Raw genomic sequence first — 24048 nt, 5'->3', positions numbered from 1 at the left:
AGTCATGGTGCCCAGGAGAGGACTCGAACCTCCACGAAGTTGCCCCCGCTAGCACCTGAAGCTAGTGCGTCTACCAATTCCGCCACCTGGGCGACTCAGGAGGGGAATTCTGCGCGAGAACCAGGAATGTGTCAACAGCATGTCGCGGAAAATTCTGATCGTCGCGCGCCGCCGGATCACCGCACCGGCATGTCCAGCGAAGCAGGCATCCGACACCCGGGCATTCAAACCGTAGAAACGAAAAAACCCGCTTGCGCGGGTTTGATCATTTACTGAGTCATGGTGCCCAGGAGAGGACTCGAACCTCCACGAAGTTGCCCCCGCTAGCACCTGAAGCTAGTGCGTCTACCAATTCCGCCACCTGGGCGACTCAGGGGGCGAATTATGCGGAAGCATTGCAGGGCTGTCAATGCATTCTGACGCGGTATCGACACCGGGTGGGGGCAGCAGTGCCGCAGCGCGGCTTGACCCCGGATGTGGCCACTCAAAATACTCGTCCTACCCCGCAGCAAGGCGTTCCCCCCATGGCGACCCCGATCCTGCATTTCCATCCGCTGTCCTCGTGCTGCCAGAAAGTGCTGATCGCCGCCGGCGTGCTCGGCGTCGCGCTGGACACGCGGCTGTTGAACCTCGGCGACCCGGTCGAGCGCGCGGCGTTCCGGGCGCTGTGGCCGCTGGACAAGATGCCGCTGCTGGTCGAACAGGGCACGCCCGTCGGCGAGACCAGCATCATCATCGAGCACCTGCAGCTCCATCATGCCGCCGGCGGTGCCTTGCTCATTCCAGCGGATCCGGCGCAGGCGCTGGCGGTGAGGTTCTGGGACCGGTTCTGCGACTTCTACGTCATGACCCCGATGCAGGCGCTGACCGCCGCGCTGCTGCAGCCGGACGGGCAGGGGGATGCGCAGGTCACCGCGGCGGCGCGGGCCACCCTGCTCAAGAGCTATGGACTGCTGGATCGGCAGCTCGCGGGGCGACGCTGGCTGACGGGTGAGGCGTTCACCCTGGCCGACTGCGCTGCGGCGCCGGCGTTGTTCTATGCAATGGCTTAAGTGCCGTTGCCCGCCGCGCAGGCCGCGCTGTCGGCGTACGTGGAGCGGTTGATGGCACATGCCGAGGTGGCTGCGGTGGTCGATGCGGCCCGTCCGTGGTTCAAGTATTTCCCGGGACGGGCGGGGCTGGCGCGCCGCTACTACGACCCGCAGGCCTGAGCGGCGCGGCGCCGGAGGCCAGAAACGAAAAAACCCGCTTGCGCGGGTTTGATCATTTACCGAGTCGTGGTGCCCAGGAGAGGACTCGAACCTCCACGAAGTTGCCCCCGCTAGCACCTGAAGCTAGTGCGTCTACCAATTCCGCCACCTGGGCGACTCAGGAGGCGAATTGTGGAGATGCCGACAGCCCCTGTCAACGCTTTTGCGAAATTTCTTCACAAACCTGCATGTGCACGCGCCTCGACCGCTTCTGCACACCGTCAGCGGTTACCATGGAGGCCAATGAAACCAAAGAAACCGACCCGGGGCGCGAAAGCCCCCAAGTCCCCGGCGCCACAGGCTGCCGGTCCGTCGGGCAAGCCCCGCGCTGCCGCCAAGAAGGCCGGCAAGCTGCCACCGTGGATGCCCGAATCAATGAACACCCCTGCGCCACCGCGTGGCGGGAAGCGTAGCGGGCCGAAACCGGACGCCGGCGTGCCGATCCCGACCCGCCGCCGCCCGCACCCGACCGCTGCCGACATGAACGTCGTAGACCCGCACGCCGCGCGCGAAGCAGAGCGCTACGCGCAGCCGATCGCCAGCCGTGAGGCGATCCTGCAGCTGCTGGACCGCTGCGACGGTCCACAGACCGCTGAAGAGATCGGCGTCCATCTCGGCCTGACCGAGCCGGACCGCGCCGATGCACTGGGCAAGCGCCTGGGTGCGATGGTGCGCGACGGCCAGCTGGTGCAGAACCGCCGCGGCGGCTTTGCTCCGGTGCAGGCCACCAACCTGATCACCGGCGTGGTCATCGCCAACCCGGAAGGCTTCGGCTTCCTGCGTCCGGTGGAGGGCGGGGATGACCTGTTCCTGCCGCCGTATGAAATGCGCAAGGTCATGCACGGCGACCGGGTATTGGCCAACGTCACCGGCATCGACCGTCGTGGCCGTCGCGAGGGCAGCATCGCGCGCGTCCTGGAGCGCGGCATGACCCGCCTGATCGGCCGCTTCAGCGTCGAATTCGGCATCAACTACGTGGTGCCCGACGACAAGCGCGTGCAGCGCAATGTACAGATTCCGCCGGACCAGACCGGCGATGCCCGCGACGGCCAGCTGGTGGTCTGCGAGCTGACCCAGGCGCCGGATACGCGTCGCCCGCCGATCGGCCGCATCATCGCGGTGCTCGGCGACAAGCTGACCGCATCGCTGATCGTGGAAACCGCGATCCACGGCCACGAGCTGCCGTTCGAGTTCCCGCAGGAGGTGCTCAACGAGGCCTCGGCGGTGCCGATGGTGGTCGAGCCGGACAGCATCGGTGGGCGCGTGGATCTGCGCAGCACGCCGCTGGTGACCATCGATGGCGAGGATGCCAAGGACTTCGACGACGCGGTCTACTGCGAACCCAACGCCGAAGGCTTCCGCCTGGTGGTGGCCATCGCCGATGTGTCCAACTACGTGCGCCCGGGCACCCCGCTCGACGATGAAGCACAGAAGCGCGCCACCTCGGTGTACTTCCCGGGCTTCGTGGTGCCGATGCTGCCGGAGACCCTGTCCAACGGCATCTGCTCGCTGATGCCCAAGGTCGACCGGATGTGCTTCGTCTGCGACATGCAGGTGAACCGCGACGGTGACGTGATCCATTCGCGCTTCTACGAAGCGGTGATGAATTCGCATGCACGCCTGACCTACAACCAGGTCTGGCAGGCGGTGGGCGAGAACGACGTGGCGGTGCGCAACCAGATCGCCGCGGTACTGCCGCAGGTCGAGCACCTGCACCAGTTGTACAAGGTGCTGGCCAAGGCGCGTACCCGCCGCGGTGCGATCGAATTCGAATCTTCCGAAGTGCGCTTCGTGCTGGACAACACCGGCGAGGTGTCCCAGGCCGGCATGCTGGTGCGCAACGATGCGCACAAGTTGATCGAAGAATGCATGATCGCGGCCAACGTGCAGGCCGCGCGGTACCTGCTGCACAAGCAGGTGCCGGCGCCGTACCGCGACCACGCCAAGCCGCCGGAAGCCAAGTACGACGACCTGCTCGAGTTCCTCAAGGAATTCAAGCTGAGCCTGCCGCCGTGGGCCAAGGTGCAGCCGGGCGATTACACCAAGCTGCTCAAGAAGGTGCGCGAGCGCCCGGACGCGGCCCTGCTGGAATCGGTGCTGCTGCGCAGCCAGAGCATGGCGGTGTATTCGCCGGACAACCAGGGGCACTTCGGCTTGTCGCTGGATGCGTATGCGCACTTCACCTCGCCGATCCGTCGTTATCCGGATCTGCTGGTGCACCGGGCGATCAAGTACGCGCTCACCGGTGGCTCGCTGGACAAATACACCTATTCGGCCCGCGAGATGTCCGCGCTGGCGCTGCAGTGTTCCGAACGCGAGCGCCGTGCCGACGAGGCCGAGCGCGAAGTGGACGAGCGCTACCGCGCGGCGTGGATGGAAAAGCACGTTGGTGGCCAGTTCGATGGCGTGATCAGCGGGGTGACCAGCTTCGGCCTGTTCGTCGAACTGGACGAGTCCAAGGTCAACGGCCTGGTCCACGTCACCCAGCTGCCGCACGACTATTACCAGTTCGACGCGACCCGCAAGACGCTCAGCGGCGAACGCCGTGGCAAGGCGTACCGCCTGGGCGACCGGGTGCGGATCCTGGTGCTGAAGGCCAGCATGGAAGAGCGCAAGATCGACTTCCGCCTGGTGGAGGAGAACGACGACGAGACGGCGGAACTGCCGCCGCGTGGTCAGCCGGCCAAGCGCAAGAAGCAGAAGTACTGAGCGAGGCGCGTACCGGGTGCAGCCCGGTACGCCGCCCCGACAGGTGCCGGCCGCTGGCCGGCACGCGTCCCCGGTAGTGCCGGCCGTTGGCCGGCTCCCCGCATCCAACGATCGGAATACCGGCCACCGACCGGTTCCTCGCACGCCACGATCGGAGCGCCTGCCATGCCCAACGACCTCCCCGAATACAGCGGCGGCTGCCAATGCGGCGCGATCCGCTTCCACGTCCGTGGCGAACTGACCGACCGTTCGATCTGTCATTGCCGCATGTGCCAGAAGGCGTTCGGTGCCTACTACGCGCCGCTGGTCTCGGTGCGCCGGGTGGAATTCACCTGGACCCGGGGCGAGCCGCGTCGGTTCGCCTCGTCCAACCTGGTCCAGCGCGGCTTCTGCGCCGACTGTGGCACGCCACTGACCTACGAGGCGCCTGACGGCATGGCCGTCGCCGCCGGTGCCTTCGATGACCCGGCCCGCCTGCCGCCGACCGTGCAGTACGGAATGGACAGCAAGCTCCCGTTCGTGGATGGATTGGGGGGGCTGGCCGAGATCCGCGACGAGGACGATCCGGAAATGGCGCTGCTGCAGGGGCTGGTCTCGCATCAGCACCCTGACCATGACACCCCGTGAGGGCGTGGCCCAGAGCGTGAAAGGCCTCGGTCGGCGCGGGGAAACACAGCGGCCGCGGTGGCGCAGAGGCCACTGGCGCGCGCCGGGGTGAAGGCCCGGCAGGGCAGGGCGGGCCGTGATGCTCTACCATTACCACCCCCTGTACCGGTCGTGCCCCCGCAATGAGCAAGCAAAGCCAGTGGATCGTCGGCGTCAACGCCGTCGCCTCTTCGATCGAGAACGATGCCGAGAACGTCCGCGAGGTGCTGATCGAAGCCAGCGCGAAGAATCCGCGTCTGGTCGAGATTGAAGAGAATGCGCGGCGCAAGGGCATCGATGTGCGCAAGGTCAACACCCAGGCGCTGGACGGCGTGGGCGGTTCGGTGCGCCACCAAGGCGTGGCCGCGCGCTACCAGGCGGCACGTACCTACGGTGAAAACGAACTGGAAGGCCTGGTCGAAGCCGCCGAGGGCAAGGCCCTGCTGCTGGTGCTGGACGAGGTGCAGGACCCGCACAACCTCGGCGCCTGCCTGCGCAGCGCGGCGGCCGCCGGTGCCACGGCGGTGATCATTCCCAAGGACAAGTCGGCCACGGTCAACGCGACCGTGCGCAAGACCTCGGCCGGCGCCGCCGACCGCATCCCGGTGGTGGCGGTGACCAACCTGTCGCGCTGCCTGAAGGACCTGCAGAAGCTGGGCGTGTGGATCTACGGCCTGGCCGGCGAAGCCACCGCGTCGCTGTATTCGATCGACCTGAAGGGCAATGTCGCGCTGGTGCTTGGCGGCGAAGCCGACGGCCTGCGCCGCTTGACCCGCGAAAACTGCGACAGCCTGGTCAAGATCCCGATGCCGGGCGACATCGAAAGCCTCAACGTGTCGGTCGCCACCGGCGTGAGCCTGTTCGAAGCCGTCCGCCAGCGCGGTCTGTAACCCGCGCACCGTAGAGCCGACCGTTGGTCGGCTGTTCTACGCGGTGATCCAGCCGACCAACGGTCGGCTCTACGCGCGGTGGTCTGCGGCCGACCAACGGTCGGCTCTACGCCGCGGTCACCCTGCGCTGCCGCCCAGCGCCTTGAACAGCGTCACGTCGTTGATCAACTGCTTCTGCTTCACCGACGCCAGCGACAGCTCCGCGTCGCGACGCGTCTGCTGCGCTTCCAGCCACGTGCGCAGGTCGGTGGCACCGACCCGGTAGCGCACCTCGTACATCCGCTCGATCTCCACCGCTTCATCGAACGATGCCTGCGAGGCCGCCACCTGGGTGGCGAACTGCTCGCGTGCCGACAGCGCGTTGTCCACCTCCGACAGCGCCGTGTACAGCGTGCGGCGGAAATCGTTGGCGGCGATCTGATAGTCGGTGCCGGCCAGCCGGGTGTTCAACCGGGCCTGGCCGATGTTGAGGAACGGCAACGACAGACCGGCGCCCAGCGTGGCCACCGGATTCTCCAGCACGTTGGACAACGACGTCGCGCTGCTGCCGACGCTGCCGGTCAGGCTCAGCGCGGGGTAGTACTGGGTGGCGGTGACCTTGATCGTCTTCAGGCTGTTGCGCAGCCGCAGTTCGGCCGCGCGCAGGTCCGGGCGCCGGCCGAGCAGTTCGGCCGGCAGGCCTTCGGCCACCACCGGACGCCCACCGTCCAGCAGCTGCTGCGGCTCGTCGTCCAGTGGCCACGGCTGCCCATCCAGCAGCACCGTCAGCGCGTTGCGGCTGGCCACGCGCTGCTGTTCCAGCGCGCTTTGCGTTGCCCGTTGCGCCTCCAGGCTCTGGGTGGCCTGGCGGACTTCCAGGCGCGATACCGCACCGGCGTCGAAGCGTGCCTGCACCAGTTGCCGGGTGCGCTGCAGGCGGTCCAGGTTGGCCTGGCCGGCGCTGATCGACTGGTTGAGGAAGGCCAGCGTCCAGTACTGCGTGGCGACGTCGCCGATCACCAGCAACGCGGTGTTCTGCAGGTCTTCCTCACGCGCCTGCGCTTCCCACTGGGCGATGTCGCGCTGGGTGCGCAGGCGACCCCACAGGTCGATTTCCCACTGCAGCGACACACTGGCCGAACTGCCGCGGTTCCACTGGGCACCCTGGTCGATCGGGCGGCTGCCGTTGCTGCCGACGCTGCCCGACGGCTGCGGCCACAGCGCATTGTCGGCCAGCCCGGCCTGCAGGCGGGCGCGCTGCACGGCCAATCCGGCCGAGGCCAGGTCGGTGTTGGCGGCCAGGGCGCGGTCGATCACCCGCGCCAGGCGCGGATCGCCGAACTGGGTCCACCAGGGATCGTCGCGCACATCGGTGCCGTCGGTATGCGGCAGCGTGTCCACCGCCTCGGTGGGGACATTGCGTGCGGCATCGCCGCGGCCATAGCTGGCCGGCACGCGGGGCGCATCGACGGCGTAATGGCCGCTGCTGACGCAGGCCGACAACGCCAGCGTGGTCAGGCAGGCCAGGGCGAGCGGGCGCAGACGGGCGCGGGCAAGCGGGAAAAGGGGATTCATCATTCGCGCGCCAGCGCCTCCACGGGATCAAGTTGGGCGGCACTGCGCGCCGGAAGAAAACCGAACGCCACGCCGATCAGGCTGGAGCAGGCGAACGCGGCGACGATCGAGGCCGTCGAGAACAGCATCTGGAAATCCGGGGCGAACTTGCCGAACAGCCAACCCACGACCAGCGACAGGCCTACCCCAAGCAGGCCGCCAAGCAGGCACACCAGCACCGCTTCGATCAGGAACTGCTGGCGGATGTCGCTCTGCCGCGCACCGACGGCCATGCGCACGCCGATCTCGCGGGTGCGTTCGGTGACCGACACCAGCATGATGTTCATCACCCCGATGCCGCCGACCAGCAACGCGATCGCGGCGATCGCGCTGATCAGCAGCGTCATGGTGCGCGTGGTCTGCTCGATGGTTTCGCGGATCTCGGCGCTGTTGCTGAGGAAGAAGTCCTCGGTGCCATGGCGCATGATCAGCAGCTTGGAGATCGCCGCCTGCGCGGCATCCATCGGCGTGCTGTCGTCCACCCGCACGGTGATGCTGGAGACGTAGCTCTGCCCGAGCATGCGCGACATCACCGTGGTGTAGGGCACCCACACGCCCAGGCTGGTGCTGCCACCGAAGCCGAAACTCTGCCGCTGCGCCACGCCGATCACCCGCACCGGGACGTTGCCGAGCAGGATCACCTGGCCGATCGGATCTTCGCCGGACGGGAAGAACTGGGTGCGGGTGTTCTCGTCGATCACCGCGACCTGCGCCAGGCCCTTGACCGCATCGCCGTCGAAGAAGCTGCCTGCGCTCAAGGTGACGCCCTTGACCCGGAAGTACTGCTCGCCCACGCCGCTGACCTGCGCGGTGGCCGACTGGTTGCGGTAGCGCGCGGTCACCGACGAGGACACGCTCGGGGTGGCGCTGTCCACGTAGCTCTGCCGCGCCAGCGCATCGGCGTCGCTGGCCTTGAGCGTCTGCACGCGCGCCGAGCGCATGTCGCCAAAGCCGCGGCCGGGATAGACATCGATGGTATTGGTGCCCAGCGCGCTGATGTTCTGCAGGATCTGCTGCTGCGAACCGTTGCCCATCGCCACCACCGACACCACCGAGGCGATGCCGATGATGATCCCGAGCATGGTCAGGAAGGTGCGCAGGCGGTGGGCGTTCATCGCCAGCAGCGCCATCCGGAACGCTTCGGTGAAGCGGTCGCGCGCGGCCCGCCAGCTGTTGCCACGGCCGGCGGCCACGGTGGGCGGGCGCTGTGCGCGGTAGCTGGGCGCGGACGGGTTGGTGCGGTCGGCGATGATTTCGCCGTCGCGGATTTCGATGATGCGCTGGGCGTGTTCGGCCACGCTCATGTCGTGGGTGACGATGATGATGGTGTGGCCTTCGGCATGCAGCTCGCCGAGGATGCCCATCACTTCCTCACCGGATTTCGTGTCGAGCGCGCCGGTCGGTTCGTCGGCCAGGATCACCTCGCCACCGTTCATCAGCGCGCGCGCGATCGACACGCGCTGCTGCTGGCCGCCGGAGAGCTGGCCGGGCGTGTGGTTCATGCGGTCGCCCAGGCCCAGGCGCTGCAGCAGCTGTTCGGCACGTGCGGTGCGCACCGGTCCCGGGCTGCCGGCGTACACTGCCGGCACGGCTACATTGCCGCGTGCATCGAGGTCGCCGAGCAGGTGGTAGCGCTGGAAGATGAAGCCGAAATGCTCGCGGCGCAGCGCGGCCAGTTCGTCCGGCAGCATGCTGCCGGTCTCGCGTCCGGCCACCTGGTAGCTGCCGCGGGTGGGGCGGTCCAGGCAGCCGAGGATGTTCATCAGCGTCGACTTGCCCGAGCCGGACTGGCCGACGATGGCGACCATTTCGCCGGCGTCGATGTCCAGGTTGACGTCGCGCAGCACGGCGATGGTGTCATCGCCGGCGGGAAACTCGCGGCGCAGGTCACGCAGGCGCAACAGCGGCGTGCCTATCGACGCCGGACTCATCGACGCGGCCCGCCCATGCCCGGGCCGCCCATGCGCATCTGTGCGCCGCCGCGGTTGCCACCGCCGGAACCGGCGGTGGCCGTACCGCCTTCACCGACCACCACTTTCTCGCCTTCCTTCAGGCCGGACAGCACTTCGGCGTTTGCCCCGTTGTTGATGCCGATCCTGACCTTGCGCGGGGTCGGCACGCCGTCCTTGTCGGCCACGCGCACCATGTACTGGCCGTCGCGGGTCTTGGGCCCCAAGGCGACGGCGGGAATGGTCAGCACGCCCTTGGCCTGCCTGAGCATCACCGAGACCTGCGCGGTCATGTCGATGCGCAGCGTACCGTCGGGGTTCTCCACGTCGAACAGCGCGTTGTAATACACCGCGCTGCTGGAGCTGGAACTGGAGGAACTGGAACTGGACGAACTGTCGTTGGCGATCGACGACGGCGCCGGATTGATCTGGCGCAGCGTGGCGTGGTACTTGCGGTCCGGCTCGCCCAGGGTGGTGAAGTACACCGGCATGCCGGCCTTGATCTTGACCACGTCGGCTTCGGAGACCTCGGCATTGACCGTGACCAGGTCCAGTCGTGCCAGCATCACGATGGTCGGTGCGGTCTGGTTGGCGTTGACGGTGCGACCTTCCTCGGCGACGACCGCCACCACGGTGCCGTCCATCGGCGCGGTGATGCGGGTATAGGCCAGGTTGGCGCGGGCGGTACCCAGCTCGGTTTCGCGGCCCTTGATCTGCGCGTCGTAGGACTGGATCTGCGCGCGTGCGGTTTTCAGCTTGGCGTCGGCGGCGTCGTATTCGGCGCGCGAGGTCGCCTCGGCGGCCAGCATCTGCTGCTGCCGCGCGAATTCCAGCTCGGCCTCGCGCAGGCTGGCCTGCTGCACCGCGCGCTGTGCCTTGACCTGGTCCAGCGTGGCCTCGGCATTGAGCACCTGGTTCTGCTGGGTGGTGGCGTCGATCTCGGCGATCAGGTCGCCCTGCTTGACCGTATCGCCCAGCTGTACCTTCAACGATTTGATCTGGCCGGAGGCCTGCGCGCCCACGCTGACCAGCTTGTAGGCATCGATCACCCCGGTGGCCTCCACGGTCTGCTCGATGTCGCCGCGGCCGACCGGCGTGGTGGCCAGGGTCGGGGCGGCCGGCTTGCGCAGGTACCATGCGACAATCGCAGCCAGCACGACGACAACGGCGATCAACAGCAGCACGCGGCCGCGACGGGTGATGGGCAGGCGGGGCTTCACGATGATCGTCTACTCGGCAGGCCGGGATGCGGCGTTGTCAGCATTGTGAAGACCGCGCACGTGCCGCTCAACACTCGCCCTGTGTCGCGACGTAACCGGAGGCGTGGTTTTGTATGTCGCTGTGTGTCTGTCGGCTGCTGTGAAACATGCGTACGTAAACCACTGGATGCGGTTCAGCTCCCGACAGGGGATCATGGCCGCATGGAGACTCCCAATCCGATGCATCGACTGCTGATCGTCGACGACGACCACGACATCCGCCAGCTGCTGGCCGAACAACTCGGCCGTGCCGGCTACCAGGTCAGTACCGCCAGCGATGGCCAGGCCATGCGCCAGGTGCTCGAGCGCGAGCACGTGGACCTGATCGTGCTCGACCTCAACCTGCCGCGCGAAGATGGCCTCACCTTGTGTCGCGATCTGCGCGCGCGCTCGAGTACGCCGGTGATCATGCTTACCGCGCGCAGCGAGCCGATCGACCGCGTGCTGGGCCTGGAGATGGGCGCCGACGATTACCTCGGCAAACCGTTCGAGCCGCGCGAACTGCTGGCGCGCATCCGCAACGTGCTGCGCCGTACCGAAGCGCTGCCGGCCAACCTGGAGCCGCTGGCGATCCGCCGGGCACGCTTCTCGCAGTGGATCTTCGACCTGGAGCATCGCCACCTGCTCGATCCGGATGGAAAAGTGGTGGTGCTCTCGGGGGCCGAGTTCCGCCTGCTGCGGGTGTTTGTCGGGCATGCCAACAAGGTGCTCTCGCGCGAACAGCTGGTGGCGCTGAGCAGTGGCCGCAGCTATGAATCGCAGGATCGGGCGATCGACCTGCAGGTCAGCCGGCTGCGCAACAAGCTGGCCGACGACGGTGGCAGCGACGGGCTGATCAAGACCGTGCGCAACGAAGGCTATGTGCTGGCCACGGCAGTCACCCTGGAATGAAACGCCTGGGCCGGTTCTTCGCCTCGATGGTCGGGCGCCTGTTCCTGATCCTGCTGCTGGGCATGAGCGTGGCCGCGATCGGCGCGACCATGCTGGCCAGCGCCAAGCGCCAGCAGGAGTTCGAGCGGCAGAACCTCAACCGCATCGCCGACCGTCTGCAGGGCTTTGTGAACATGCTCGACGGCAATCCCGAGCTGCGCGACCGCCTGCTCGACAGCGGCGGCCCGAGCGTGCGGCGGCTGCCGCCGGGTGCGCGGGTAGGGCCGCCGGACACGGCGCTGATGGAAGTGCTGGACGACCGGCCCGGGCCGGTGTCGAGCAGCCAGGTCGCCTTCACCTCGTTCCGCTCGTGCCTGCCGCGCCTGCCCGAACTGCCGCACCCCAAGAAACCGCGCAACGGCCCGCCGCGCGAGCGCGATCCCGCCTTCATCCCGCCCAAGTGCCGGATGGTGGCGTTGCGCCTGAGCGATGGCACGCCGTTGCAGCTGGCGCTGGACTCGCCAGCGGTGGCGCACAACGGCATCCTGGCGGTGGACCCGTTGTTCCTGACCCTGCTGGTGATGGCCATCGCCGTGCTGGCCTACGTGGTTGCACGCATGGCCAGTGCGCCATTGCAGCGGCTTGCCTCGGCCGCCGCCGCGCTGGGCGACGACCTGCAGGGCGCGCCGATGCCGGTGACCGGGCCACTGGAGGTCAAGCGCGCCGCCGAAGCCTTCAACGCGATGCAGAAGCGCCTGCAGCGCCACCTCGGTGAGCGCACCCAGATGCTGGCGGCGATCACCCACGACCTGCAGACGCCGGTCACCCGGCTGCGCCTGCGCCTGGAGAACGTCACCGATGAGCCCCTGCGCGAGCGCCTGATCGGCGATCTGGCGGCGATGCAGGCGCTGATCCGCGAGGGCCTGGAGCTGGCGCGCAGCGCCGAAAGCGCCGAGCAACGGGCGGCGCTGGACCTGGATTCGCTGCTGGAGAGCATCGTCGAAGACGCCGTGGAAGCCGGTGCCGACGTGCGGTTCGACGAGCCGAGCGGCGCGGTGTTGATGCTGCGCCCGCTGGCCATGCACCGGCTGTTCTCCAACCTGGTGGACAACGCGGTGACCTACGGCCAGTCGGCGCGGGTCAGCGTGGAGCAGGACGCGGACAAGGTGGTGGTGCGCATCCGCGACCGGGGTCCGGGCCTGGCCGAGGACGAGCTGGAGGCGGTGTTCGACCCGTTCGTGCGGCTGGAGACCTCGCGTTCGCGCGAGACCGGTGGCGCCGGGTTGGGCCTGACCATCGCGCGCGCGCTGGCCGAGAAGGATGGCGCGCGGCTGGCGCTGCGCAACCATCCGCTGGGCGGCCTGGAGGCGGTGGTGGAGTGGCCGGCGAGCCTGCGCGCGCCAGGCAGCCGTCCGGGCTGAGCGTTCTCGACACAAAGCGGCGTGGTTTTGCCTACTATGGGCAACCCCACCCGCTTACCTTTGCATGAGCGCGCCTTTCCCCGTCGGCTGCCAGTCCAGTGCACCGCCGCCCATCGCGCGGCCTCCCGCCCGTTTCCCGGCTGGTCCTCACGGATGAGCCAAGCGGGGTGCGGTAGCCGGTGGCGGCCGGTACAACGCAGTGTCCATCAGCGCCTCGGCGCAGCCCTGTTGTGGCTGTGCCTGTGCTGCGCGCTGCCGTGGCCGCTGTCGGCGCAGGACGGCCCGCCGCCGCTGCGCGATTACGCCATCGACGTGTGGACCTCGCGCAACGGCCTGCCGCACAACTCGCTGCGCGACATCGCCCAGACCCCGGAAGGGCATCTGTGGTTCGCCACCTGGGAAGGCCTGGTGCGCTACAACGGCCTGGATTTCACCGTGTTCGACCGCAGTACCCGCCCCGGGCTGCGCGACAACGGCGTGGGCGCGCTGTTCGTCGACCGTGCCGGTGCGCTGTGGATCAGCGACTCGCGCGGCAACGTCACCCGGCGTGGCGCGGATGGGCGCTGGCAGGTGTTCGAACACGCCCCCGACAGCCCGCAGGTGTTGATCCAGGCCATGCAGATGGACAGCCACGGGCGCCTGTGGCTGCTGTACGAAGGCAATGGCATCGGCAGCCTCGGCCCGGACGGCCGCATCGAGTACCAGAAGCCGCCGGCCGATGTGCCGATGGCGATGAGCTTCACCAAGCTGGTGGTGGATGCGCAGGACCGGGTCTGGGTGGGCACGCTGGACGGGCTGGTGGTGCGCGACAACGACGGCGTGCTGCGGCGCGCGCCGGAGAGTTTCGGGCTGGGCCGTGGCTTGGTCTGGCCATACCGCGCGCCGGACGGGGTGATGTGGATCGTCGCCGGCGAGCGCGTCTACCGCATGCAGGACGGGTTGCCGCAGCTGCAGCACCGCCTGCCCGGGGTGATGCATATCACCGCGATGCTGCAGGACCGGCATGGTGACCTGTGGCTGGGCACCGAGAACCAGGGCCTGCTGCGGCTGTCGCGGCATGGGCTGGAACGCCTGCCGACCGGGCTGTCGCTGCCGGGCGGACGGGTGGTCAGCCTGCGCGAGGACGCCGAAGGCAGCATCTGGGTGGGGGCCAACGGCGGCCTGTACCGGTTGCGCGAAACCTTGTTCAGCAGTTTCACCGAGCGCGACGGACTCAGTGGCGATTACGTGCGCACCGTGCTGGAAGACCAGCAGCGGCAGTTGTGGATCGGCAGTGCCAGTGGCCTGGACCGTCGCGATGCGCAGGGGCGCTTCTCGCCGGTGCCGCTGCACAACGACGGCGGCAAGACGCCCTCGGTGCTGAGCCTGGCCCAGGACCACGACGGTGACCTGTGGGTGGGCACCTTCGGCGACGGCGTGTTCCGGCTGGACGCGCAGGGCCGCACGCGGCGCAGCTATGGCACCGCCGACGGGCTGCCCGGCGGCAACATCCGCGCGATGAGCGTGGACCGTGCCGGCGCGGTGTGGGCCGGTACCCAGAAGGGCGTGGTGCGCATCGATGCCCACGGCGTCGAAGTGCCCAACGTGCCGGGCATGCCGGGCGGCCTGATCACCGCGTTGGCGCACGATGCCGATGGCGCGTTGTGGATCGGCACCATCGAAGGCATCGACGTGCTGCGCGGCAACCGCGTGCAGCACATCGACCTGGCCCCGCTGGGCGGTGGCCGCAGCGTGTTCGGTTTCCAGCAGGTCGGCGATGCGATGTGGATCAGCAGCGACCGCGGCCTGTACCGCTGGCATGACGGCGCGCTGGCGCGGGTCGGCCTGGAGCAGGGCATGCCGGTGGACACGGTGTTCCAGCTGGTCCCCGACCGCATCGGCAATGTCTGGATCAGCAGCAACCGCGGCATCCTGCGCACCGACATGGCCATGCTCAACCAGGTTGCCGATGGCCGCGCCAAGCGCATCGAGGTGGAGCATTACAACGAGATCGACGGCATGGCCAACTCGCAGGCCAACGGCAGCTCCGGGCCGTCGGCGATCCTGCGCCAGGACGGCACGTTCTGGGTGGTCACCGCTGGCGGCCTGAGCACGGTCGACCCGCTGCGCCTGCAGCGCTTCCGCGAGCGGCTGGCACCGCCGGCGGTGATCGAGAATGTGCTGGTCGATGGCAAGCCGCTGCACTGGCAGGGCAGCGACCACAACAGCATCCCCGGCGGGCGCCGGCTCAGCGTGAGCTATGTGGGCCTGAGCTACCTGATGTCCGAGCGGATCCGTTACCGCACCAAACTGAGCGGGCTGGACAACGGCTGGATCGAACGCGGGCAGCAGCGCAGCGTGGAATTCGTCGGCCTGCCGCCGGGCAACTACACCCTGCATGTGTCGGCCGCGCATCCCGGCGGCAGCTGGAGCGACAGCGAGGCGGTGTGGGAGTTCACCGTCGAGCCGTTCCTGTGGCAGCGGCGCACGGTGCAGGTGATAGGCGTGCTGCTGTTGCTGGCCGGGCTGATCGCGCTGTACCGGTATCTGATCAACCGCTACAAGGCCAGCAACATCCGCCTGGCGCGGATGGTGGACGAGGCGACCCGCGACCTGCAGGCGCAGACGGTCAACCTGCAGGCCTTGAACCAGGAAAAGACCGAACTGGCCGACCGGCTGGCGGTGCAGGCCGAGCAGTTCGGGCGGCAGGCGCGCGAGGATGCGTTGACCGGGCTGCCCAACCGCCGCGCGTTCGACGAGGCGCTGGCGCGTGATTTCGCCCGGTCCCAGCGCAGCGGCCATCCGTTGTGCCTGGTGGTGCTGGACATCGACCACTTCAAGGAGGTCAACGACCAGCACAGCCACAGCGTCGGTGACCTGGTGCTGGTGGAAGTGGCGCGGGTGATCGCCTCGGCCTGCCGCGACTCGGACATGCCGGCGCGTACCGGCGGCGAAGAGTTCACCCTGCTGCTCAACGACACCCGGCTGGCCGAAGCGGCGCAGGTCTGCGCTCGCCTGCGCGGGCTGTTCCACGACCATCCGGACTGGGCCGGCGTGCCCGGCCTGAAGGTGACCTTCAGTGCGGGTCTGGTCGAGTTGGATGCGGCCGACCGCACCCCGATGCTGCTGTATCAGCGCGCCGACCGCGCGTTGTACCGGGCCAAGAGCGAGGGCCGGGACCGCACCGCGATCGGGTAGAGCCGACCAACGGTCGGCTCTACGGCTTCGGCCAGGCGTTGGCGATGGTGCAGAACAGCTTGGCGGTCTGTTCGGTGTCGTACACCGCGCTGTGCGCTTCGTCAGCATCCCACCCCAGCCCGGCGGCGGTGGCCGCGCGTGCGAGCACGGTCTGGCCATAGGCGATGCCGGCCATGGTGACGGTGTCGAACACGCTGAAGGGATGAAACGGGTTCCGCTTGTGGCCGACCCGGTTGACCGCCGCGTTGACGAAGCCCAGGTCGAAATGCGCGTTGTGGCCGACCAGGATCGCGCGCTGGCAGCCGTATTTCTTCACTGCCGCGCGCACCGGGGCGAAGATGTGGTCCAGCGCGTCCTTTTCGGACTTGGCCAGGCGGAACGGGTGGTCCAGGATGATGCCGGTGATTTCCAGCGACTTCGGGTCGATCTCCAGCCCTTCGGCCGGAATCACGTGGGCGCTGGCGGTCTGGCCGGGGTAGAGCAGGCCGTTGTCGTCCATTTCGATCGGGACCGCGGCGATTTCCAGCAACGCGTTGCGGTTGCAGTCGAAGCCGCCGGTCTCCACGTCGATCACCACCGGCAGGAAGCCCCGGAAGCGGGTCGCCATCAAACGCTGGGCGAGGGAGGGCGAAACAGCGGTGTCCGCCGCGGTCGCGGCGGGCGGGGGGAGGTCTTCAGTCATCGCGGCAGTCTACCAGAGCAGCTTGAACGGCCCGTTTCAGACCGGGCCGTGTTTCAGCGCACGGCCGGCGCTTCGGCGCCGATCACCCCGGCGGCCAGCAGCTGCGCCAGCAGCGCGCGAGCGTCCGGCTCCAGATCCGGCAAGGCCAGGCCATGCTGTTCTGCCAGCTGCTGCAGGTGCTCGGCACCGCTGCGGGGTGGGGCCGCGCCGATCTGCTCCAGCAATTGCCAGGCCAGCGCGCTCAACTGCGAGAACACGACCGTGCCGTCCGCCGCGCGGCGTGCGAGCAGGAAGGTGGCCTGCGCGGGCGCGAGATCCGGCTGGCAGGCGCGTCCCAACTGCTGCACGGGCCAGCGGTAGGCCAGCGGCCACGCCAGCGGCGCGCGTCGCAGCCGGGTCGACCACGGATCCATGCTCGCCTCCGGCGCGTGCAGCGGCGCCGCATCCAGGCCCTGCAGGGCCTGTTCGACCCATTCGTAATGCGCCAGCTCGGCGAGAAACGGCCGTGGCAGGCCGTCCGCCGCCTGCAGCCAGGCAACGAATTCGGCCGCCACCTCGGTGAACAGGGGGGAGGCGCAGCGGTGCGCGACGAAATAGCGTCGGCACAGCGCGGCCCATTCGTCGTCGTCCAGCACCTGCAGCAGCACGGGGAAGCTGCCGGCCAACAGTGCCTGCAGGGTGTTGAACAGCAGGTCGCGATAGACCTGCAGGCGTTTCTCGTCCAGCCCGGCCGGCGCAGGCTGGTGCTGCGGGTCGCGCAGGTGCGCGGTCAGCGCCCATTGCTGCGCGCGCAGGGTATCGCTCATGCCGCCACCGGGCGTGCGCTGAGGTCGAGGATGCGCCGGACCTGATGCAATTCCTGGCGCAGCTCGGCATAGGGCGGGATATTGAAATCGCGCTCGAGCAGGGTCGGGCGCGGTCCGAAACGTGCGCAGGCTTCGCGCAGCAGGGCCCAGACCGGATCGATCACCGGACTGCCATGGGTATCGATCTTGAGCGCATCGCCCGCGTCGAGATGGCCGGCCACGTGCATGCACACCACGCGCTCGGCGGGCAGCCCGGCAATGTAGGCGCTGGCGTCGAAGCCATGGTTGCTGCCGTTGACGTAGACATTGTTGATGTCCAGCAGCAGGTCGCAGTCCGCCTCGGCCAGCACCGCGCGGGTGAAGTCCAGTTCGCTCATCGCCGCGTGCGGGGTGAGGTAGGTCGAGACGTTCTCCACCGCGATGCGACGCCCCAACCGGTCCTGCACCTGGCTGATGCGGTCGGCGGTGTGGCGCACGGCCTCCTCGGTGAACGGCAGCGGCAGCAGGTCGTAAAGGTGGCCGTCGTCACTGCAGTAGCTGAGGTGTTCGCTGTAAAGCACCGCGCGGTGCTGGCGCAGGAAGCGTCCCACCTGGTCGACCAAACCCATGTCCAGCGGTGCGCTGCCGCCGAGCGACAGCGACAGCCCATGGCAGGTGACGGGATAGCGGGCGGCGAGTGCCTGCAGGCGCTCGGCCTGGATGCCCCCCAGGCCGATCCAGTTTTCCGGCGCGCATTCGAGGAAGTTGATGTCGCCGGCCGGTGCATGCTCCAGGTCATCGAGCAGTGCGCGGCGCAGCCCCAGCCCCACCGCTGTTGCCGGCAGCGACGGTGGGCCAATGGCGGCGGGTTCGCCGCTGGGGTCAGTGCCCGGCACCGCACTTGCCTTCGCCGCACTTGCCTTCGGCACCCTTGCTGTCGCCAGCCTTGGCCGCCGCGGCAGGTTTCGCCTTGCCCTTGTCGGCCCCGCACGTGCCCTCGCCACATTTGCCTTCGGCGCCCTTGGCGGCCGCGGCTGCGGTCTTGTCGGCCCCGCACTTGCCTTCCCCGCATTTGCCCTCGGCCGCCTTGTCGGCCGCCTTGGGCGCGGCCTGCGTGGCCAGCGCATAGCCCTGCACCAGATCGGTCATCGACAGCGCCGACGCGGTCGCGCCCATGCCGAGGCTGCCGACCAACGTGGCGCAGGTGAGCAGGCCGATGTGGTTGCGGGTCTTGTTCATGCAGGGAATCCTTGGAAGGGCACAGGGCCGGAAAGATGCCTGCGGAGCATGCCGGATCGGCGGCGCGTGGGGAACATCCCGGTGGTCTCCAGACGGCAGGAGCGCCGGTTGCCCGGCGCTCCTGGAGACCACACCAACCGCACGAACTCAGCGGCCGTTGAGCACCACGTCGGCGATCAGCCCGGTGGCGGCGGCGATCAGCACATAGCGGCCATCCACATGGCGCCACTGCTGGCCACGGCCCGGCGCGCGCAGGCCGTGGCGCTTGTAGTCGCGCACGTAGTCGCCGCGATGGTCGCGCTGCAGGTGGCCCCCGCGACGGGGTGGCTCGTGACGGTCGTGGCCGCGCGGGGTGCCGTGGTTGCGGTCCTGCTGCCCGTGGCGGTCGCGGTTGTCGCGATCAGAGTGGTAGTCAGGGCCGGCAAAGGCCGATCCACTGGCGAGAAGGGTCAGCGACAAGGTGGCGGCGAGCAGGCTTTTCATGGGGAGATCCTTCCGGGAGCGGTGGGTTTCAACCGCAGCTCCAGACTCGGATTTCGCGCATGAACAGGCAATTAAAAAGGCCGATACGCGGGTATCGGCCTGTAACGACGTGTATCGACGGGATCGAACGGCTTACAGCTGCTCGCCGCTGGTTTCGTCGGCTTTCGCACGCGGTGGCAGCACCTGCTCGCCGTGCACCAGGAACCACACGTTCTCGGCGATGTTGGTGGCGTGGTCGCCCACGCGCTCCAGGTTCTTGGCCATGAACAGCAGGTGCGTGCACGGGGTGATGTTGCGCGGGTCTTCCATCATGTAGGTCAGCAGCTCGCGGAACAGCGCGGTGTACTGCGCGTCCAGGCGCGCGTCGTCATCGCGCAGCGCCAGGGCAGCGGCGGCGTCGTTGTCGCGGTAGGCCTCGATGGCGCGGCGAACCTGCTCGGCGGCCAGCCGGCCGAGCGAGCGCAGGCCTTCGATCTGCGGCAGCGGTGGCACCTTGCTCAGCGCGATGGAACGCTTGGCCACGTTGGCGGCGTAGTCGCCGATACGTTCGATGTCGGCCGGGATGCGCAGGCCGGCGAGGATCTCGCGCAGGTCGCGGGCCATCGGGCCACGCAGCGCCAGGCGCATCACGTCGTGGCTGATCTGCTGTTCCAGCGCGTCGATGGCTTCATCGTTGGCGATGATGCGATGGGCGGCGTGGTCGTCGCGCTTCTCGATGACGTCCATGGACGCCTCGAGCTGGGCGACGGCCATCTCGCCCATGCGCACGATCTCGGCCACCAGGCGCTGCTGCTCTTCGTCGTAGCTCTTGACGATGTGGTCGTTGGGAATGCTCATGCGGTTCTATCCAGAGGTTCGTGGGCGGGCCGGAATCAGCCGAAGCGGCCGGTGATGTAGTCTTCGGTCTGCTGCTTGTTGGGCTGCGAGAAGATCACTTCGGTGCGGTCGTGTTCGATCAGGTCGCCCAGGTACATGAAGGCGGTGTAGTCGGACACGCGCGCGGCCTGCTGCATGTTGTGGGTGACGATGACGATGGTGTAATCGTGCTTGAGCTCTTCGACCAGCTGCTCGATGCGGCTGGTGGAGATCGGGTCCAGCGCCGAGGTTGGCTCGTCCAGCAGCAGCACGTCCGGGCGCAGGGCCACGGCGCGGGCGATGCACAGGCGCTGCTGCTGGCCACCGGACAGGCCCAGCGCGCTCTGGTTGAGCTTGTCCTTGACCTCGTCCCACAGCGCGCCCTGGCGCAGCGCCTGCTCGACGCGCACGGTCATGTCGGCCTTGGACAGCTTTTCGTGGTGGCGGATGCCGTAGGCGACGTTCTCGAAGATGGTCATCGGGAACGGCACCGGCTTCTGGAACACCATGCCGACCTTGCTGCGCAGGCGGTTCATCGGGTACTTGGGCGAGAGGATGTTCTCCCCGTCCAGCAGCACTTCGCCGCGCGCTTCCATCTTGGGGTACAGCGCGTAGATGCGGTTGAAGATGCGCAGCAGGGTGGACTTGCCGCAGCCGGACGGGCCGATCAGCGCGGTGACGCGCTTTTCCGGTATCTCCAGTTCGATGTTCTTCAGTGCGTGGAACTTGTCGTAGTAGAAATCCAGTCCACGCGCGGCCAGCTTGATCGGCGCCGGGGTCTGCAGGCTTTCATGCGAGGCCGGCACCACGATGCGCTGCATCGGCACGGCGTTGGAGAGATCGTTCATGGCGAGGTCCGCGGAGAGGTCAGTCATTGGAGATACGGTTGCGCAGCAGGATGCCGCGCGCGGAGAGGCTGACCAGCAGCACGAACACGGTCAGCACCAGCGCGCCGGCCCAGGCCAGCGTCTGCCAGGATTCATAGGGGCTGCCGGCAAACTGGTTCATCACCACCGGCACCGAGGCCATCGGCTGGAACACGTTGTTGTTCCAGTACTGGTTGCCGAAGGCGGTGAACAGCAGCGGCGCGGTTTCACCGGAGATGCGGGCCAGCGCCAGCAGGATGCCGGTGACGATGCCGGCCGCAGCGCTGCGGTACAGCACCTGCACGGTCACCTTCCACTGCGGGATGCCCAGCGACAGCGCCGCTTCGCGCATCTGCGAGGGCACCAGGCGCAGCATTTCATCGGTGGTGCGCACCACCACCGGCAGCACGATGAAGGCCAGCGACAGGGCACCGGCAAATGCCGAGAACTGCCCGCCGGTCTGCATCACGTACAGGGTGTAGACGAACAGGCCAAGCACGATGGACGGTGCCGAGAGCAGGATGTCGTTGACGAAGCGGACCACGGTGCCGGTCTTGCGGAAGTTGCCGTACTCGGCCAGCCAGGTGCCGGCCAGCACGCCCAGCGGGGTGCCGATGGCGATCGCCAGGCCACACATCACCGCGCTGCCGAAGAACGCATTGGCCAGGCCGCCTTCCTGCATCGGCGGCGGTGTCATTTTGGTGAACAGGTCCAGGTTGATCCCGGCCAGGCCCTTGGAGGCCAGCGTGAGCAGGATCCAGCCGAGGAAGAACAGGCCGAACAGCGCGGTCAGGCAGGACATGAGCAGCGCGACCACGTTGACGATGCGGCGGCGCAGGTACAGCGGTTGGGCGTTGGCGGTGGACATCAGTTGCCCTCCTTGCGGGCCAGGCGCATCAGCATCAGGCGGGCGATGGCCAGCACCACGAAGGTCACGATGAACAGCACGAAGCCGAGCAGCAGCAGCGCCGAGCGGTAGGTTTCGGTGGCTTCACCGAAGTCGTTGGCGATGAGCGCGGCGATGGTGGTGCCCGGTTCCAGCAGCGACGGCGACAGGCGCACGCTGTTGCCGATCACGAAGGCCACGGCCATGGTTTCGCCGAGCGCGCGGCCCAGGCCGAGGAAGATGCCGCCGATCACCGCCGAGCGGGTGTAGGGCAGCACGATGTCCCAGCTGACTTCCCACTTGGTCGAGCCCAGCGCGTACGCCGATTCCTTCAGGCGGGTGGGCACGGTGAGGAACACTTCGCGCATGACCGAGGAAATGAAGGGGATGACCATGATGGCCAGCACGAAGCCGGCGGTAAGCACGCCGATGCCCAGCGGCGGGCCCTGGAACAGCGGGCCGATGATCGGCAGCGTGCCCAGGTGGTCATTGAGGAACGGGGTGACGTATTCGGTCATCACCGGCACCAGCACGAACAGGCCCCACATGCCGTAGATGATCGAGGGGATGCCGGCCAGCAGTTCGATGGCGGTACCGACCGGGCCACGCAGCCAGCGCGGCGCGACTTCGGTGAGGAAGAAGGCGATGCCGAAGCTCACCGGTACGGCGATGACCATCGCGATCAGCGCGGTGACCAGGGTGCCGTAGATCGGGGCGAGGGCGCCGAATTTGTTCTCGACCGGATTCCATTCGGAGGAGTAGAAGAAGCTCAGGCCCTGCTCCTGCAGGGCATGGCGGCCGCCCCACAGCATGGAGAGCGCGGCGCAGGCCAGGGCGACCAGCACCAGGATGACGGTGGCGATCAGCACCCATCGGAACAGGCGGTCGTTGCGGGCATCACGCAGGTCGCGGGTGGACGGTGCGGGTACAGGCAGGGCGATGGCATTCATGGGAAAGGCGAGGGCCCGGAAAGAGAAGAGGTCGTGCCGGGCGCTGCCCGGCAACACGTTCGTAGCGTGGTGCTGCCGGGCAGCGCCCGGCACTACGACCGGTCAGGCCCGCGCTGCGCGCGGGCCCGCCTTTTTCACTTGAACTCGGTGGACCAGTAGGTTTCGATCTGGGTGACCAGTTCGGCCGGCAGCGGGACGTAGTGCAGTTCGTTGGCCTGCTTCTGGCCGTTTTCGAAGGCCCACTTGAAGAACGCGAGGGTTTCCTTGCTGCGCTTGGCATCCTTGGGCTGCTTGTGCATCAGCATGAAGTTGGTGGCGGTGATCGGCCACGCCTGGTCGCCCGGGGCGTTGGTGATGACCAGGTTGAAGTCCTTGGCGCTGGCCCAGTCGGCGCTGGCGGCGGCCGCGGCGAAGGTTTCGGCGGTGGGCTGGACCCAGTTGCCGGCGGCGTTCTGCATGGCGGCGTACGGCATGCCGTTCTGCAGCGCGTAGGCCAGTTCGACGTAGCCGATGGAGCCCTTGATCTGCTTCACGTACGAGGCGACGCCTTCGTTGCCCTTGCCACCCACGCCGTCGGGCCACTGGACGGAGGTGCCTTCGCCGACCTTGCTCTTCCAGTCCGGGCTGACCTTGGAGAGGTAGTTGGAGAAGTTGAAGGTGGTGCCGGAGCCGTCGGAACGGTGGACCAGGGTGATTTTGCCGTCGGGCAGTTTGACGCCGGGGTTGGCGGCGACGATGGCCGGGTCGTTCCAGGTTTTGACCTTGCCCAGGAAGATGTCGGCGAGGAGGGCGCCACTGAGGCGCAGCTTGCCGGCTTCGAGGCCGTCGATGTTGACGACGGGGACGACGCCGCCGATGGCCGAGGGGAACTGGCCGAGGCCGGCCTGGGCCAGTTCTTCGCTGCTCAGCGGTTTGTCGGAGGAACCAAAATCAACGGTGCCGGCCTTGATCTGGGCGATGCCGCCGCCGGAGCCGATGGACTGGTAGTTGATTTTGGCGCCGGTGGCGGTGTTGTAATCGGCCGACCACTTGGACACCAGCGGGAAGATGAAGGACGCGCCGGCGCCGGAGATTTCGGCGGTGAGCTTGTCGCCGGCGGCCGGGGTTGCGGCGGGTGCGTCGGTGGCCGGCGCGGCAGCCTGGCTTTCAGCGCCCGGCTTGCAGGCGGAAAGGCCCAGCGCGATGGCCAGGGAAAGGGCGGTCAAGCCAGCCGTGTGCAGTTTCATGCGTCACTCCGTAGCGGGATAGGGGCCGGTCTCTCCGGCGACGCTGCTATGAAATGATGTTTTTGTTACAGCCGTATGACGGTGTGACCGGCAGCACGTGCAGGCCTTGTGGGGCTTGGGTTTGCCCAAAATCCCAAAGCGGAACGCATGCAGCATGGGGTGCTGGGTGCGCCTTGGCTGGGCGGGGGGTGTGGGGGTTCGGGCGACACGCCGCACGTATGTTCCGGGTTGGCCTTTGGGGCTTGGGGTTGTCCAAAATCCTGGAGCGGGAAGCGGGAAGCGGGAAGCGGGAAGCGGGAAGCGGGAAGCGGGA

The 24048-nt window shown here is 67.9% G+C and carries 21 protein-coding genes and 3 tRNA genes; 8 read left to right on the top strand and 16 right to left on the bottom strand.

Annotated elements, in window-relative coordinates:
* Positions 1–5 precede the first annotated feature (5 nt).
* Both RTO53_RS05480 and RTO53_RS05475 read right to left on the bottom strand, forming a co-directional pair.
* A tRNA-Leu gene (locus RTO53_RS05480) sits at positions 6–92 on the bottom strand.
* A 188-nt stretch (positions 93–280) separates the two neighbouring features.
* Positions 281–367: transfer RNA gene (locus RTO53_RS05475), tRNA-Leu, on the bottom strand.
* A gap of 157 nt (positions 368–524) precedes the next feature.
* Between RTO53_RS05475 and RTO53_RS05470 the strand changes: the two genes are divergently transcribed.
* Together RTO53_RS05470 and RTO53_RS05465 are read left to right on the top strand one after the other, a co-directional pair.
* Positions 525–1052, top strand: coding sequence for a glutathione S-transferase family protein (locus RTO53_RS05470; RefSeq protein WP_312236853.1), 528 nt, complete (start codon positions 525–527; stop codon positions 1050–1052).
* Positions 1053–1211, top strand: coding sequence for a hypothetical protein (locus tag RTO53_RS05465; protein ID WP_312236852.1), 159 nt, complete (start codon positions 1053–1055; stop codon positions 1209–1211).
* Between the two features lie 67 nt (positions 1212–1278).
* Here RTO53_RS05465 and RTO53_RS05460 read toward each other — a convergent pair.
* A tRNA-Leu gene (locus tag RTO53_RS05460) sits at positions 1279–1365 on the bottom strand.
* A 128-nt stretch (positions 1366–1493) separates the two neighbouring features.
* Between RTO53_RS05460 and rnr the strand changes: the two genes are divergently transcribed.
* The 3 genes from rnr (at position 1494) to rlmB (ending at position 5494) form a co-directional block, all read left to right on the top strand.
* Positions 1494–3959, top strand: coding sequence for a ribonuclease R (gene rnr / locus RTO53_RS05455; RefSeq protein WP_312236851.1), 2466 nt, complete (start codon positions 1494–1496; stop codon positions 3957–3959).
* 165 nt (positions 3960–4124) lie between these two features.
* Positions 4125–4586: a GFA family protein gene (locus tag RTO53_RS05450; protein ID WP_312236850.1), complete on the top strand. Its 462-nt coding sequence runs from the start codon at positions 4125–4127 to the stop codon at positions 4584–4586.
* 161 nt (positions 4587–4747) lie between these two features.
* Positions 4748–5494, top strand: a complete 747-nt coding sequence (gene rlmB / locus RTO53_RS05445; RefSeq protein WP_256777431.1) for a 23S rRNA (guanosine(2251)-2'-O)-methyltransferase RlmB — start codon at positions 4748–4750, stop codon at positions 5492–5494.
* Between the two features lie 117 nt (positions 5495–5611).
* Here the strand turns inward: rlmB and RTO53_RS05440 are convergent, their stop codons facing one another.
* From RTO53_RS05440 to RTO53_RS05430, 3 genes are read right to left on the bottom strand one after another with little or no spacing between them, the layout of a single operon-like run.
* Positions 5612–7048, bottom strand: coding sequence for a TolC family protein (locus RTO53_RS05440; RefSeq protein WP_312236849.1), 1437 nt, complete (start codon positions 7046–7048; stop codon positions 5612–5614).
* Positions 7048–9018: a MacB family efflux pump subunit gene (locus RTO53_RS05435; RefSeq protein ID WP_312236848.1), complete on the bottom strand. Its 1971-nt coding sequence runs from the start codon at positions 9016–9018 to the stop codon at positions 7048–7050. Before RTO53_RS05435 ends, RTO53_RS05440 begins: the two co-directional genes overlap by 1 nt.
* Positions 9015–10256, bottom strand: a complete 1242-nt coding sequence (locus RTO53_RS05430) for an efflux RND transporter periplasmic adaptor subunit (protein ID WP_312236847.1) — start codon at positions 10254–10256, stop codon at positions 9015–9017. The genes RTO53_RS05435 and RTO53_RS05430 overlap by 4 nt, the downstream gene beginning before the upstream one ends.
* A gap of 201 nt (positions 10257–10457) precedes the next feature.
* Here RTO53_RS05430 and RTO53_RS05425 point away from each other — a divergent pair, with 201 nt between their 5' ends.
* The 3 genes from RTO53_RS05425 (at position 10458) to RTO53_RS05415 (ending at position 15763) form a co-directional block, all read left to right on the top strand.
* The gene (locus RTO53_RS05425) at positions 10458–11186 is read left to right on the top strand and encodes a response regulator transcription factor (protein ID WP_312236846.1); all 729 of its coding nucleotides are present in this window, start codon (positions 10458–10460) and stop codon (positions 11184–11186) included.
* Positions 11183–12586: an ATP-binding protein gene (locus RTO53_RS05420; protein ID WP_312236845.1), complete on the top strand. Its 1404-nt coding sequence runs from the start codon at positions 11183–11185 to the stop codon at positions 12584–12586. Before RTO53_RS05425 ends, RTO53_RS05420 begins: the two co-directional genes overlap by 4 nt.
* A 153-nt stretch (positions 12587–12739) precedes the next feature.
* Positions 12740–15763 carry a two-component regulator propeller domain-containing protein gene (locus RTO53_RS05415; protein WP_312236844.1) on the top strand — a complete coding sequence of 1008 codons (3024 nt, stop codon included), beginning with the start codon at positions 12740–12742 and terminating at the stop codon, positions 15761–15763.
* Positions 15764–15782: 19 nt separating this feature from the next.
* On the opposite strand, the gene rnt is transcribed toward RTO53_RS05415, so the two are convergent.
* From rnt to pstS, 10 genes are all read right to left on the bottom strand, one after another.
* A complete protein-coding gene (gene rnt, locus RTO53_RS05410; RefSeq protein ID WP_312236872.1) occupies positions 15783–16370 on the bottom strand; it encodes a ribonuclease T in 588 nt (195 codons plus the stop codon).
* Positions 16371–16498: 128 nt separating this feature from the next.
* The gene (locus RTO53_RS05405; RefSeq protein WP_312236843.1) at positions 16499–17251 is read right to left on the bottom strand and encodes a putative DNA-binding domain-containing protein; all 753 of its coding nucleotides are present in this window, start codon (positions 17249–17251) and stop codon (positions 16499–16501) included.
* Positions 17248–18054: a DUF692 domain-containing protein gene (locus RTO53_RS05400; protein WP_312236871.1), complete on the bottom strand. Its 807-nt coding sequence runs from the start codon at positions 18052–18054 to the stop codon at positions 17248–17250. The genes RTO53_RS05405 and RTO53_RS05400 overlap by 4 nt, the downstream gene beginning before the upstream one ends.
* 58 nt (positions 18055–18112) lie before the next feature.
* Complete coding sequence (locus RTO53_RS05395) at positions 18113–18469, bottom strand: hypothetical protein (protein WP_312236842.1); 357 nt, start codon at positions 18467–18469, stop codon at positions 18113–18115.
* Positions 18470–18616: 147 nt separating this feature from the next.
* Positions 18617–18952 carry an RcnB family protein gene (locus tag RTO53_RS05390; protein WP_312236841.1) on the bottom strand — a complete coding sequence of 112 codons (336 nt, stop codon included), beginning with the start codon at positions 18950–18952 and terminating at the stop codon, positions 18617–18619.
* A 132-nt stretch (positions 18953–19084) separates the two neighbouring features.
* Positions 19085–19789, bottom strand: coding sequence for a phosphate signaling complex protein PhoU (phoU, locus tag RTO53_RS05385; RefSeq protein WP_312236840.1), 705 nt, complete (start codon positions 19787–19789; stop codon positions 19085–19087).
* Positions 19790–19824: 35 nt separating this feature from the next.
* Positions 19825–20655: a phosphate ABC transporter ATP-binding protein PstB gene (gene pstB / locus RTO53_RS05380; RefSeq protein WP_312236839.1), complete on the bottom strand. Its 831-nt coding sequence runs from the start codon at positions 20653–20655 to the stop codon at positions 19825–19827.
* A 19-nt stretch (positions 20656–20674) separates the two neighbouring features.
* Positions 20675–21541: a phosphate ABC transporter permease PstA gene (gene pstA, locus RTO53_RS05375; protein ID WP_256777418.1), complete on the bottom strand. Its 867-nt coding sequence runs from the start codon at positions 21539–21541 to the stop codon at positions 20675–20677.
* Complete coding sequence (gene pstC / locus RTO53_RS05370) at positions 21541–22509, bottom strand: phosphate ABC transporter permease subunit PstC (protein WP_312236838.1); 969 nt, start codon at positions 22507–22509, stop codon at positions 21541–21543. The genes pstA and pstC overlap by 1 nt, the downstream gene beginning before the upstream one ends.
* Before the next feature lie 134 nt (positions 22510–22643).
* The gene (pstS, locus tag RTO53_RS05365) at positions 22644–23735 is read right to left on the bottom strand and encodes a phosphate ABC transporter substrate-binding protein PstS (protein ID WP_312236837.1); all 1092 of its coding nucleotides are present in this window, start codon (positions 23733–23735) and stop codon (positions 22644–22646) included.
* Positions 23736–24048 lie beyond the last annotated feature (313 nt).

This window comes from Stenotrophomonas sp., from assembly GCF_031995405.1.
GTDB lineage: Bacteria > Pseudomonadota > Gammaproteobacteria > Xanthomonadales > Xanthomonadaceae > Stenotrophomonas.
Note: the sequence above shows the minus strand (reverse complement) of the source record. Positions and strands in the feature narration are given on the sequence as shown.